General features: G+C 62.2%; 9 protein-coding genes. All 9 read right to left on the bottom strand.

The genetic code is table 11. From position 1 onward, the window contains the following. Position 1 precedes the first annotated feature (1 nt). Positions 2-4,450, bottom strand: coding sequence for a glutamate synthase large subunit (gene gltB / locus M5C01_RS06945; protein WP_152737753.1), 4,449 nt, complete (start codon positions 4,448-4,450; stop codon positions 2-4). 349 nt (positions 4,451-4,799) lie between these two features. Next, a complete protein-coding gene (locus M5C01_RS06950) occupies positions 4,800-6,383 on the bottom strand; it encodes an AAA family ATPase (protein ID WP_152737754.1) in 1,584 nt (527 codons plus the stop codon). Between the two features lie 10 nt (positions 6,384-6,393). Next, positions 6,394-7,494: a 3-dehydroquinate synthase gene (gene aroB / locus M5C01_RS06955; protein ID WP_152737755.1), complete on the bottom strand. Its 1,101-nt coding sequence runs from the start codon at positions 7,492-7,494 to the stop codon at positions 6,394-6,396. A 149-nt stretch (positions 7,495-7,643) separates the two neighbouring features. Continuing rightward, entirely contained in the window at positions 7,644-8,162 is a 519-nt protein-coding gene (gene aroK, locus M5C01_RS06960) for a shikimate kinase AroK (protein WP_103495030.1), read from the bottom strand. Positions 8,163-8,166: 4 nt separating this feature from the next. After that, positions 8,167-10,242: a type IV pilus secretin PilQ gene (gene pilQ / locus M5C01_RS06965; protein ID WP_103495043.1), complete on the bottom strand. Its 2,076-nt coding sequence runs from the start codon at positions 10,240-10,242 to the stop codon at positions 8,167-8,169. A gap of 11 nt (positions 10,243-10,253) precedes the next feature. Beyond that, positions 10,254-10,781, bottom strand: coding sequence for a type 4a pilus biogenesis lipoprotein PilP (gene pilP / locus M5C01_RS06970; RefSeq protein ID WP_103495031.1), 528 nt, complete (start codon positions 10,779-10,781; stop codon positions 10,254-10,256). Further along, positions 10,778-11,407: a type 4a pilus biogenesis protein PilO gene (gene pilO, locus M5C01_RS06975; RefSeq protein ID WP_152737757.1), complete on the bottom strand. Its 630-nt coding sequence runs from the start codon at positions 11,405-11,407 to the stop codon at positions 10,778-10,780. Before pilO ends, pilP begins: the two co-directional genes overlap by 4 nt. After that, entirely contained in the window at positions 11,404-11,970 is a 567-nt protein-coding gene (locus tag M5C01_RS06980; protein WP_152737758.1) for a PilN domain-containing protein, read from the bottom strand. Before M5C01_RS06980 ends, pilO begins: the two co-directional genes overlap by 4 nt. Further along, positions 11,970-13,034, bottom strand: a complete 1,065-nt coding sequence (locus M5C01_RS06985; RefSeq protein WP_100940406.1) for a pilus assembly protein PilM — start codon at positions 13,032-13,034, stop codon at positions 11,970-11,972. The genes M5C01_RS06980 and M5C01_RS06985 overlap by 1 nt, the downstream gene beginning before the upstream one ends. Positions 13,035-13,207: the final 173 nt, after the last annotated feature.

Raw genomic sequence — 13,207 nt, forward strand, 5'->3', positions numbered from 1 at the left:
ATCACTGCGGGTTCGCACGGATGCTGGAAAGCAACGATTTCAGGTTGGCAGCCTTGGGCTTGACCAGCCAGAAACGACGCAGGTAATCATCAAGGTTTTCAGCGAGGTTGCGACCCCATTCGCTGTTGGTTTCCTCGACGTATTCGTCCAGCACATGCTGCAAGTGGTTGCGATAGGATTCCATCGCTTCGCCGCTGATCCGCTGGATCTCGACCAACTCGTGGTTGACCTTGTCGACGAAGGTGTTGTCCTGGTCGAGCACGTAGGCGAAACCGCCGGTCATGCCCGAACCGAAGTTGTAGCCCGTCTTGCCCAGAACCGCGACAAAACCACCGGTCATGTATTCGCAGCAGTGGTCGCCCGTGCCTTCGACCACGGTGTGGGCACCGGAGTTACGCACCGCGAAACGCTCACCCGCCGTACCCGCCGCAAACAGCTTGCCGCCGGTTGCGCCGTACAGGCAGGTGTTGCCGATGATGGCACTGTCTTGAGTCTTGTAGATGCTGCCTTTAGGCGGAACGATCACCAGCTTGCCGCCGGTCATGCCCTTGCCCACGTAGTCGTTGGCGTCACCTTCGAGGTACATGTGCAGGCCACCGGCGTTCCACACACCGAAGCTCTGACCCGCCGTCCCTTTGAAGCGGAAGGTGATCGGCGCCTTGGCCATGCCCTGATTGCCGTGACGACGGGCGACTTCACCGGAGATCCGCGCGCCGATGGAACGGTCGCAGTTGCAGATATCCAGGGAGAAGTCCGCGCCGCTCAAGTCGTTGATCGCCGGCAGGGCCATCTCGACCATCTTCTCGGCCAGCAGGCCCTTGTCGAAGGGCGGGTTGCGCTCGACCTGGCAGAACTGCGGCTTGTCCGCCGGGATGTGATCGCTGCCCAGCAGCGGCGTCAGGTCCAGGTGGTTCTGCTTGGCGGTTTCGCCTTTGAGGATTTCCAGCAGATCGGTACGCCCGATCAGTTCCTCAAGGGTACGTACGCCGAGCTTGGCCAGCCACTCACGGGTTTCTTCGGCGACGTAGGTGAAGAAGTTCACCACCATGTCGACGGTACCGATGTAGTGGTCCTTGCGCAGCTTCTCGTTCTGGGTCGCAACGCCGGTGGCGCAGTTGTTCAGGTGGCAGATACGCAGGTACTTGCAGCCCAGGGCGATCATCGGCGCGGTGCCGAAGCCGAAGCTTTCGGCGCCAAGGATGGCCGCCTTGATCACGTCGAGGCCGGTTTTCAGGCCGCCGTCGGTCTGCACCCGGATCTTGCCGCGCAGGTCGTTGCCACGCAGGGTCTGGTGGGTTTCGGCCAGGCCGAGTTCCCACGGAGCACCGGCGTATTTGATCGAGGTCAGCGGTGAGGCACCGGTGCCGCCGTCATAACCGGAAATGGTGATCAGGTCGGCATAGGCTTTCGCCACACCGGCGGCGATGGTGCCGACGCCGGCTTCCGCCACCAGCTTCACCGAGACCAGCGCCTTCGGGTTGACCTGTTTCAGGTCGAAGATCAGCTGCGACAAGTCCTCGATGGAGTAGATGTCGTGGTGCGGCGGAGGCGAGATCAGGGTCACGCCGGGTACCGCATAACGCAGCTTGGCGATCAGGCCGTTGACCTTGCCGCCGGGCAGTTGCCCGCCTTCGCCGGGCTTGGCGCCCTGGGCCACCTTGATCTGCAGCACTTCGGCGTTGACCAGGTATTCCGGGGTCACACCGAAACGGCCGGTGGCCACCTGCTTGATCTTCGAGCTCTTGATGGTGCCGTAACGTGCCGGGTCTTCACCCCCTTCGCCGGAGTTGGAACGCGCACCGAGGCGGTTCATGGCTTCGGCCAGGGCTTCGTGGGCTTCCGGCGACAGGGCGCCGAGGGAAATCCCCGCCGAGTCGAAGCGCTTGAGGATCGACTCCAGCGGTTCGATTTCGCTGATCGCCAACGGCGTCTCCAGGGTTTTCACCTGGAACAGGTCGCGGATCATCGACACCGGACGGTTGTCCACCAACGCGGTGTATTCCTTGAACTTGGCATAGTCGCCCTGCTGCACGGCGGCTTGCAGGGTGCTGACCACGTCCGGGTTGTAGGCATGGTATTCGCCACCGTAGACGAACTTCAGCAGGCCGCCTTGCTGGATCGGCTTGCGCGCGCTCCAGGCTTCGCCGGCCAGCAGTTTCTGTTCGGCTTCGAGGTCGACGAAACGCGCGCCCTTGATCCGGCTCGGCACACCACGGAAGCTCAGGTTGACCACTTCCTCGGCCAGGCCGATGGCTTCGAACAGTTGCGCACCACGGTAGGACGCGATGGTGGAAATCCCCATTTTCGAGAGGATCTTCAACAGGCCCTTGGTGATGCCCTTGCGGTAGTTCTTGAACACTTCGTAGAGATCGCCCAGCACTTCGCCGGTACGGATCAAGTCGCCCAGCACTTCATAGGCCAGGAACGGATAGACCGCCGACGCACCGAAGCCGATCAGCACGGCAAAGTGGTGCGGGTCGCGCGCGGTGGCGGTTTCCACAAGGATGTTGCTGTCGCAGCGCAGGCCTTTCTCGGTCAGGCGGTGGTGCACGGCACCGGTCGCCAGGGACGCGTGCACCGGCAACTTGCCCGGGGCGATATGGCGGTCGCTGAGGACGATCTGGGTCCGCCCGGCGCGCACGGCTTCTTCAGCCTGGTCGGCGATGTTGCGCACCGCCGCTTCCAGCCCGACGCTCTCGTCGTAGTTCAGGTCGATGACCTGGCGAGCGAAGCCCGGACGCTCGAGGTTCATCAGCGAGCGCCACTTGGCCGGGGAGATCACCGGCGAGCTGAGGATCACCCGCGAGGCGTGTTCCGGCGACTCTTCGAAGATGTTGCGCTCGGCACCGAGGCAGATCTCCAGCGACATGACGATGGCTTCACGCAGCGGGTCGATCGGCGGGTTGGTCACCTGGGCGAACTGCTGGCGGAAATAGTCGTACGGCGTGCGCACGCGCTGGGACAGCACCGCCATCGGCGTGTCGTCGCCCATGGAGCCGACCGCTTCGTAGCCCTGTTCGCCCAACGGACGCAGCACCTGGTCGCGCTCTTCGAACGTGACCTGGTACATCTTCATGTACTGCTTGAGCTGCTCGACGTTGTAGAACGCCGAACCATGGTCGTTGTCTTCCATGGTCGCCTGGATACGCAGGGCGTGTTTACGCAGCCACTGCTTGTACGGGTGGCGCGACTTCAGGCGGTTGTCGATGGCATCGGTGTCGAGGATCTGGCCGGTTTCGGTGTCCACGGCAAAGATCTGGCCAGGTCCCACGCGACCCTTGGCGATCACGTCTTCCGGCTGGTAGTTCCACACGCCGATTTCCGACGCCAGGGTGATATAGCCGTTCTTGGTGGTCACCCAACGGGCCGGACGCAGGCCGTTGCGGTCGAGCAGGCAGACCGCGTGACGACCTTCGGTCATCACCACGCCCGCCGGGCCGTCCCACGGCTCCATGTGCATGGAGTTGAACTCATAGAACGCGCGCAGGTCGGCATCCATGGTGTCGACGTTCTGCCACGCAGGCGGAATCAGCATCCGCACGCCACGGAACAGGTCGATACCGCCGGTCACCATCAGCTCGAGCATGTTGTCCATGCTCGAGGAGTCGGAACCGACACGGTTGACCAGCGGGCCCAACTCGTCGAGATCGGGGATCAGGTCGTTGGCGAACTTGGTGCGCCGGGCCTGGGCCCAGTTGCGGTTGCCGGTGATGGTGTTGATCTCGCCGTTGTGCGCCAGGAAGCGGAACGGTTGCGCCAACGGCCATTTCGGCAGGGTGTTGGTGGAAAAGCGCTGGTGGAACACGCAGATCGCGGTTTTCAGGCTCGGGTCGCTGAGGTCCGGATAGAAGGCGGTGAGGTCCGCCGGCATCATCAGGCCTTTGTAGATGATGGTCTTGTGGGAAAAGCTGCAGATGTAGTGATCGGTGTCGGCGGCATTGGCCACCGACGAGCGACGACGGGCACTGAACAGCTTGATGGCGAAGGCCTGGTCACTCAGGCCCTCGCCGCCGATGAACACCTGCTCGATCTGCGGCAGACGCTCCAGGGCCAGGCGGCCGAGGACGCTGGTATCGATCGGCACCTTGCGCCAGCCCACCAGTTGCAGGCCGGCCGCGAGGATTTCGCGATTCATGTGTTCGCGGGCGGCTTCGGCTTTGACCGGGTCCTGGTTGAAGAACACCATGCCCACCGCATATTGCTTGGGCAAATCGCTACCGAATGTCGCTTTGGCGACAGTGCGCAGGAACTGGTCCGGCTTCTGGATCAGAAGGCCGCAACCGTCACCGGTCTTGCCGTCGGCGTTGATCCCACCGCGGTGGGTCATGCAGGTCAGGGCCTCAATGGCCGTCTGCAACAGGTGATGACTGGGTTCGCCCTGCATATGGGCAATCAGGCCGAAACCACAGTTATCCTTGAATTCATCTGGTTGGTACAGACCTGCTTTCATAGACACTTTCTCACCAGGCTGCCTCTTTATCGAGGCAAATTTCTTTTCAATTCAACCGCTTACCATCCACGCCGAACGTACGCCGGCTTTGCAGGGGCAAAAGGGAGGTCATTGTACACACCGACATTCACGCTCACAAATTTAGCGACGAAATGTCGAAAATTCATGTCGCATTTATGAAAGGTTTAAAGCGATATCTCGTGCTAGTCAAAACATTTTTGAATTTTGACCGTGACGACTCAAACCCACTGTGACGCAGACACCACAAGGCACGCGGCTTTGGAAGCAGCATGCCCTTGCGGAAATTTTGAGGTGCCGGGAAGGCGGCCTGGATAAGGCCGCCGATTCTTCAGCGAGTTGTGGCCAGGTCCTGTTGGACGCTGGCGACAGTACGAGGCCAAGGTTTACCAGCCTGAACCTTCGCTGGCAAGGCCTTGATGGCGCTGACGGCCGCATCGCGGCTGCCGAAGCTGCCGTAGGTGATCACGTAAAGCGGCTTGCCGTTAAGCACTTTCTTGAAATAACGGTACTCGCCGCCCTGTTCCTTGACGAAATTCTGCGCGGTGGTCTCGGAACTGGTGCCGAGGATCTGCACCACATAGTTGCCCGGCGCCTGGCCGGTGTACCAGCTGTGGCCGGTCGCGGCGGCCTTGGCTACCACGGCTGGCTTCTCAACGGCCTTCTCCGGCGCCTTGGCGACCGGCTTGGGCACCGGAACCGGGGTCTGGGCCGGTTTGACGGCCGCTGCCTGGGCCGGCACTGGTTTGGCTACCGGAGTCGGTGTCGGGCCTGCTGGCACGCCGACAGGCGGCGAGGTGGTGGTGACGGTCGGCGGCTTGGCCGGACCACCGTCAACCGGAGGCGCGATGCCATCATCGCCTTCAATACTGCCACCCGCCGCTTCAGCCAGCGGACCGCGCATCACCGGCTGCGACTGGCCGACCAACGGTAGCGGCATCGGCTGCGAATTGCCGGCGAATTCCACCGTCGGATTACCCGAGGCGTTCGGTTTCGGCGCCTGCCCCAATGGCAGCTGCGCCTGCTCGCTGGCGGTTGTGCCGGCGGTGGCCGGCGCCTTGTTGCGACCCGGAATCATCCAGGCCGCCGCGACGGCAACCACCACCACGGCGGACAACGCCAATACCTGCTTCTTAGGCATCTTGAACCCCATACTTGGACGCTTCACCGCGGAGCGGCTGGCGATCATCGCTTCGATCATGGCGTCACGGGCGACCTGGTTGATGTTGCCAGGCCAACCTTCGGCGCTTTCGTGAATCTCAGTGATCTGCTCAGCGGAAAAAAGTTCGATTCCCTGACCCGCGCCATCAAGACGCTGGGCCAGGTATTCACGTGTTTCTTCTTCGGTGTAGGGCTGCAATTCGATCACGTGGAAGCGTTCTTCCTCCGCGCCGTGCTGCTCCAGCGCCGCGATCAGCGACGATTCACCGAACAGGAAGACATGCGGGCGACCTTCCGGCGCGCCGGCCGCCAGGGCCAGCAGGGCCTCGACAGCGGAGTCGTCGAGCGACTCGGCATCGTCCACCAGCAGGTAGACTTCCTGGCCGGTCAGCGCCAGTTGCACCACCTGCTTGAGGATCTCCTGGATCTCGGCCTGGGCGACATTCAGCGCCTGGGCGATCTGGCGCAGCACACCGCCTGCGTCGCCGGCACCGCGCGCAGAGACCACCACGCTTTGTACCGACTGTTTGTTGGTACTCGCCACCAGCGCCTGGCGCAGCAGGGTCTTGCCGCTGCCCTGGGGGCCGGTGACCACCAGCAGCAACTGGCTGTAGCGGGCCAGGTGGTGCAATTGCCCGAGCACCGGCTTGCGCTGGGCGGGGAAGAATTTGAAGCCAGGCACCCGGGGAGCGAAAGGGTCGTGACTTAACTGGTAATGGCCGAGGAAAGCCTCGTCGGCATGCAAACTGGTCATCGGAATCCTATCAACCTTTAAGCTGAGCCAGAGTGCGGTAGTCCGCCCCCAGCGTGGCCTGTAGAACTTCTTTCGGATAATCGTCGGTTACCACGGCTTCGCCCATTCGGCGCAACAACACCAGGCGCAGGCGACCGTCGATCACTTTCTTGTCAATTGCCATGTGTTCGAGAAAATCGGCTTCGGTCATTTCTTCCGGCGGAATCACCGGCAAGCCGGCACGCTGGAACAGGCGAATACCGCGATCACGCTCCTGGGCACTGATCCAGCCCAGCCGCATGGACATTTCCAGCGCCATCACGGTACCCGCCGCCACGGCTTCACCGTGCAGCCAGACACCATAGCCCATGTGGGTTTCGATGGCATGGCCGAAGGTGTGCCCGAGGTTGAGGGTGGCGCGTACGCCGGACTCGCGCTCATCGGCACCGACCACCGCGGCCTTGGCCGCGCAGGAGCGCTCGATGGCGACGGTCAGGGCACTCTGGTCAAGGGCGCGCAACTGGTCGACGTGCTCTTCCAGCCAGGTCAGGAACGGCTCGTCGCAGATCAGGCCGTACTTGATCACTTCCGCCAGGCCCGCCGACAGCTCGCGCGGCGGCAGGGTGTTGAGGGTGGTGGTGTCGATCAGCACCACATTGGGCTGATAGAAGGCACCGACCATGTTCTTGCCCAGCGGATGGTTGATCCCGGTCTTGCCGCCCACCGACGAGTCGACCTGGGACAACAGGGTGGTCGGCACCTGGATGAAATCCACGCCGCGCTGGTAGCAGGCCGCGGCAAAGCCGGCCATGTCGCCGATCACCCCGCCGCCGAGGGCGATCACGGTGGTGCGGCGGTCATGACGGGCGGTCAGCAGGCCGTCGAAGATCAGTTGCAGGGTTTCCCAGATCTTGAAGGCCTCGCCATCGGGCAACACCACCGAAACCACGGAATAGGCTGACAGACTGCGGGTCAGACGCTCGAGGTAGAGCGGAGCGACGGTTTCATTGGAGATGATCGCAACCTGCCGACCGGCAATGTGCGGCGTCAGCAGCCCAGGCTGGTCCAGCAGCCCTTCGCCAATGTGAATCGGGTAGCTACGCTCGCCAAGATCGACCTTAAGTGTCTGCATGTGTCCCCACAGTGAAGATGGACGCGTGCGTCCAGTCTCAGGATTAACGATTGTCGGCGGCGTCTGGTATCGACGCGGCCCGATGGCTTCAAGCCATGACCGACACCGAGCATGTCGGTGGTCGAGGATAGCGCATTTCCTCCCGCGCTTTAACGGGGAGGCAGCTGCTGCAAGCGTTCAAGGATGTCCAATACCACCATGCGCGGCGGCCGCTCATCGGTTTCCACCACCAGGTCGGCGATTTCCCGGTACAGCGGATCACGGATCGCCAACAGGTCGCGCAGGGTCTTGGCCGGGTCGGCGGTGCGCAGCAACGGCCGGTTGCGGTCACGGGCCGTGCGCCCGACCTGCTGCTCCACCGAAGCGTGCAGGTAGACCACCCGACCGCCGGCGTGCAAGGCCTGGCGGTTTTCGCCGCGCATGACCGCGCCGCCGCCGGTGGCCAGGACCACGCCGTCGGCCGCGCACAGCTCGGCAATCATCGCCTGCTCGCGGTCGCGAAAGCCGGGTTCGCCTTCCTTGTCGAAGATCCACGGAATATTCGCACCGGTACGCAGTTCAATTTCCTTGTCGGAATCTTTGAAAGGCAGGCGCAGCTCTTTGGCCAGCAATCGGCCTATGGTGCTCTTTCCAGCCCCCATAGGCCCTACAAGAATCAAATTTCGCACAGAATCAACGACTCACAGCAATCGCCTGGTTATTCATGATACGCGGAGTCAGGAATACCAGCAGCTCGGATTTTGCTTCCGAAACGATGTCTCGACGGAAGAGGCGGCCAACATACGGCACATCGCCGAGAAATGGCACCTTCTCTTCGGTTTTGCTCTGGGTATTGGAGAACACGCCACCGATCACCACGGTCTCGCCGTCATTGACCAGGACCTTGGCGTTGACCTGGTTTTTCTTGATCGGCGGCACGTTGTTCAGCACGTTCTGGTAGTCCGGTTCATCCTTGGTCACCTTTACTTCCATGATGATCCGGTTGTCCGGGGTGATCTGCGGGGTCACTTCCAGGGACAGCGAGGCCTCCTTGAAGGCCACCGAGGTCGCGCCGCTGGAGCTGGATTCCTGGTACGGAATCTCCGTACCCTTGAGGATCTTCGCGGTTTCCTTGTCGGAAGTGACCACCTTGGGCTGGGACACCACTTCGCCGTTACCGGTTTTTTCCATGGCACTGAGTTCCAGGTCCAGGGTCGTGTTGTTGGTCACGAAACCGATGCCGATCCCGGAAGTGGCGGTGGTGGCGCCAAGGTCGACGAACGGGGTGCTGGCGCTCTGGCCGGTCAGCTTGGAAAGAGTCGGCGAGCCGCCCGAGGTGTTCCAGTTGCCGCCGCTGATCTTGCCACCCCAACGGGCGCCGAGCTGTTTGTCGTAACCGACGTTGGCTTCGACGATCCGCGCCTCGATCATCACCTGGCGCACCGGGATGTCCAGTTGGGCGACGATGCGCCGCAGTTCGTCGAGGCGGTCCTGGGTCTGGTAGGCGATGATGTTGTTGGTGCGATCATCCACGGTGATCGAGCCGCGCTCGTCGGCCTTGGACTCGGCACTGGTCACCGACTGGAACAATTTGGCGATATCCGCCGCTTTCGCGTAGTTGACCTGCAACAGCTCGCGGCGCAAGGGCGCCAGTTCGGCGATCTGCTTCTGCGACTCCAGCTCCTGGCGCTCGCGGGCCGCGATCTCGTCCGCCGGGGCCACCAGCAACACGTTGCCGATCTTGCGTTTGTCCAGGCCCTTGGTTTTCAGCACCAGGTCCAGCGCCTGGTCCCAGGGCACATTCTGCAGGCGCAGGGTGATGCCGCCCTGCACCGTGTCACTGGCCACCAGGTTGAGGTTGGTGAAGTCGGCGATCAGTTGCAGCACCGAACGCACGTCGATGTCCTGGAAGTTCAGCGAGAGCTTTTCGCCGCTGTAGACAAAACGCTCGGCATTACGCCGTTGCAGGTCGTCGACGGTGAGCGGACGCACGCTGATGGTCAGCTTGTTGTCGGTCTGATAGGTCGAGTAATCGAAGGCGCCGCTGGGCTCGATGGAAATGCTCGCCTTGTCGGCGACCACGCTGGCGTTGACGAACTGCACCGGGGTGGCGAAATCCTTCACATCCAGGCGCACCCGCAGGGGATCAGGCAACTGGGTCTTGGCGAAATCCACGCTGATCTTGCCGCCACGCTCCTGGATATCCGGGCTGATGGTCGGATCGGACAGTTCGATGACCACATTGCCTTCCCCCTGCTCGCCGCGCTGGAAGTCGACATTGCGGATTGCCCGGCCTGCCGCTACATAGGGCTTGGGCGCCGCTCGCGGTGGAACCGATACCGCCGCGGCGGGCCTTGGCGCGCCGGCCTGGACCGGAGCGCTCGAACCGCCGCCCTGGCCTACCACCACAAACAGGTTGCTGCCTTCGATACGCGTGCTGTAAGGCGCCAGCTTGGTCAGGTTGATGATCAGCCGCGTGCGATCCTTGGCCTCGACCACGGTCACGCTGCGCGCGTTGCCCACGCCCAGGTCACGGGTCTTCTTGACCAATTGGCTGGTGACACCGGTCAGGTCCAGGGCGATACGCGCCGGCTGGTCGGTGGTGTAGCCGTGGGGCGCGGCGGGCGGGCTGTCGAAGCCCAGCTTCAGCTCGACCCGATCTCCGGGCAGCGCCGCCACATCCAGGCTTTGCAGGTTGGCCGCCAACACCATCGGCGACACCAGCGCTATCCATAGCGAAATGCCGAGGGATGAAATAATCCTGTTCATATCGAATTCCACTATGAGTGCTCTTTCAAAGGGATGGAGCGCGGTCGTTCCAGCCAGGCGCCTTCGCCGTCCGGAACGATCTCGATCACCTCGACCTGGGAATCAGTGATAGCCACGATACGGCCATCATTGCGGCCCAGGTAGTCGCCCACTTTCAATCGATGGACACCGCCGGCCCCACGCACCAGGGCAAAGGTGCCACTGGCGTTGGAGAGGGTACCGACCATTTCGAACTGCTCGATGTTGAAGCCTTCGAGGAATTGCTTGGTCCGATTCGGATCAGGCTTGACCTCGTGGGAACCTTTCTGGCGATTGACCAGATCGATCTTCATCGGCGGCTGGAACGGGCTGCGTAGCGCAGCGGCACTGTAGGTGAACATCTCGAAGGCGCGAAATTTCGGCGTAGGCTCGATATTGCCCGCCGGCCGCGCGCGCACTTCCTTCATGTACGCATCGAGGTCGCTGAAGTCGTTGCTGTTGCCGCAACCGGCCAGCATCAGCGTCAACAGGGCCAGGCAGATCCCATGCAAGCGGCTCATTTCTGCAGCCCCTTGTCGTTGTAGCGATAGGTCTTGGCCAGGATGCTCATGCGCAATTTGCTGCCGCCGGCCGGTGAGGCTACGACCGGCTTGATCTCGAAATCATGCAGGGTCACGATCCGTGGCAGGGCCGCCACGCCGCTGACGAAGGTGGCCAGGTCGTGATAGGCGCCGGTCACGGTAATCTGGATCGGCAGCTCGATATAGAACTGCTGGGTGACTTCCGGCAGGAGCTTGATCTCCTCGAACTCCAGCCCGCTGCCCAGCCCCGTGCGCGTGATGTCCTCCAGCAACCCCGGCACCTCGGTGTCGCTCGGCAACTGCTTGAGCAGGGTGCCGAAGGAGGTTTCCATATCCTCCATCTGCCGGGTATAGGCTTCAAGGTTCGCGGCCAGGTGGGCCTTGGTGGCGAACTGCTCCTTGAGGGTCACTTCCGTCAAGCGCTGCTGGTCCAGTTGATCGGTGAGGTCCTTGATGTAGAAGTTGTAGCCCAGGGCCAGCACCAGGATCGCGGTCAGTATCCCGCTAGCGACCTTGACCACCGCCGGCCAGGAGCCGATGTTCTGCATATCGAGGTCGCCGAGATCGACCTTGCGCAGGTTTTCCAACCAGAGGGAGACATTCATTTAACCGCCCCCTCTGGTTTCGGCTGGGTCTGGCGCACGCTCAGCTGGAAAGTGTTGGCCTGGTCCACCGCGCCGGCGGTGGTCGCCTTGACCTCGGTCAGCGTCGGCGCGGTCAGCCAATCGGAGGCCTCGAGGTTACGCATCAGGTCCGACACCCGGTTGTTGGACTCGGCCGCGCCGGTGATCGCGATGGTCTTGTCAGTCATCTTCACTTCTGTGAAATACACGCCGTCCGGCAGGGTCCGCACCAGTTGATCGAAGATCCGCCCGCTGATGGAGCGGTTGCCCTGCAGGTCCTGGATGATCTTCATGCGCTCGATCAGTTGCTGGCGACGCGCCTTGAGCTCGCTGATCTGCTTGATCCGGCCATCGAGCTGGGCGATTTCCTTGTTCATGTAGGCATTGCGCGCGACCTGGCGGTCGACGGCACCGCTGAAGTACTGGTCGGTCAGCAACACCACGCCGACCGCCGCCACCAATACGCCGACCAGGGCGGTGAGGAAACGTTTGCGGCGCTCTTCACGCAGTTGCTCGCGCCAGGGCAGAAGGTTGATCCGCGCCATCAGTCGAAACTCCTCAAGGCCAGACCGCAAGCGATCATCAGGGCCGGCGCATCACTGGCCAGGGCCCCGGCATTGACCTTGCTGCTCAAGGCCATGTCGGCGAAGGGGTTGGCCACCAGGGTCGGCGTACCGAGCCGCTGCTGGATCAGGTGATCGAGCCCGGCAATCGACGCGGTGCCGCCGGCGAGCAGGATGTAGTCGACATCGTTGTACTGTCCGGAGGCAAAGAAGAACTGCAGGGAACGCGACACCTGCTGGACCACCGCATCCTTGAAGGGCTGCAACACCTCGGCGACGTAGTCATCGGGCAGGCCGCCCTGTTTCTTCGCCAGCCCCGCCTCCTCGTTGGACAGGCCGTAGCGGCGCTGGATTTCCTCGGTGAGCTGGCGACCGCCGAACAATTGTTCGCGGGTATAGATGATGCGGCCGTTATGCAGGACGCTGAGGGTGGTCATGGTCGCGCCGATATCCACCACCGCCACCGTCAGCTTCTCGTGGTCGCTGGCCAGTTGCGCGGCGAGCAGGCCGAAGGAACGCTCCAGGGCGTAGGCCTCGACATCGACCACCTGGGCTTCGAGCCCGGCCAGGGCCAGGGCTGCCTCGCGGACCTCGACGTTTTCTTTCCGACAGGCGGCAAGCAGGACTTCGACACGCTCGGGATTGCGCGCCGAATAACCCTGGATCTCGAAGTCGATGGCCACTTCTTCCAGGGGATAGGGAATGTACTGGTCGGCCTCGATCTTCAGCTGGTTTTCCATTTCGTCATCGGAAAGCCCGGCATCCATCTCGATGGTCTTGGTGATCACCGCGGAACCGGCCACGGCCACCGCCACGCCGCGCACATTGGTCTTGGCCTTGAGCAGCACCCGTGCAAGGGCCTGCCCGACGCCTTCGAGCTCGGCGATGTTCTTTTCGACCACGGCATTGGCTGGCAACGGTTCCACGGCGTAGGACTCGACCCGATATCGATTGCCTGAGCGGCTCAATTCGAGGAGCTTTACCGAGGTGGAACTGATGTCGATCCCCAGGAGCGAATGCGCTTTTTTGCCAAAGAGTCCAAGCACTACCGATTCCCTATTACTATCCGCGACTTACGGACCCTTTATGATGATGGGCATTTAATAGCAGTCTTGACATAAGCGCAAATGACGCTCACGCCCAAAAATGCTTATAATGCCCAGCGTTTTTTTCCGAATCGCCGAACCAGCGCTTGCTGCGAATTTAGCCTGACGCCTAA

The organism is Pseudomonas sp. MWU12-2319 (assembly GCF_023242525.1).
Lineage (GTDB): Bacteria > Pseudomonadota > Gammaproteobacteria > Pseudomonadales > Pseudomonadaceae > Aquipseudomonas > Aquipseudomonas gingeri_D.

What these genes read in the sequence shown, in the direction of transcription:
- gltB (WP_152737753.1), bottom strand. Translation starts at nt 4,450, where the DNA reads ATGAAAGCAGGTCTGTACCAACCAGATGAATTCAAGGATAACTGTGGT.
- pilQ (WP_103495043.1), bottom strand. Translation starts at nt 10,242, where the DNA reads ATGAACAGGATTATTTCATCCCTCGGCATTTCGCTATGGATAGCGCTG.
- pilP (WP_103495031.1), bottom strand. Translation starts at nt 10,781, where the DNA reads ATGAGCCGCTTGCATGGGATCTGCCTGGCCCTGTTGACGCTGATGCTG.
- aroB (WP_152737755.1), bottom strand. Translation starts at nt 7,494, where the DNA reads ATGCAGACACTTAAGGTCGATCTTGGCGAGCGTAGCTACCCGATTCAC.
- M5C01_RS06980 (WP_152737758.1), bottom strand. Translation starts at nt 11,970, where the DNA reads ATGGCGCGGATCAACCTTCTGCCCTGGCGCGAGCAACTGCGTGAAGAG.
- pilO (WP_152737757.1), bottom strand. Translation starts at nt 11,407, where the DNA reads ATGAATGTCTCCCTCTGGTTGGAAAACCTGCGCAAGGTCGATCTCGGC.
- M5C01_RS06950 (WP_152737754.1), bottom strand. Translation starts at nt 6,383, where the DNA reads ATGACCAGTTTGCATGCCGACGAGGCTTTCCTCGGCCATTACCAGTTA.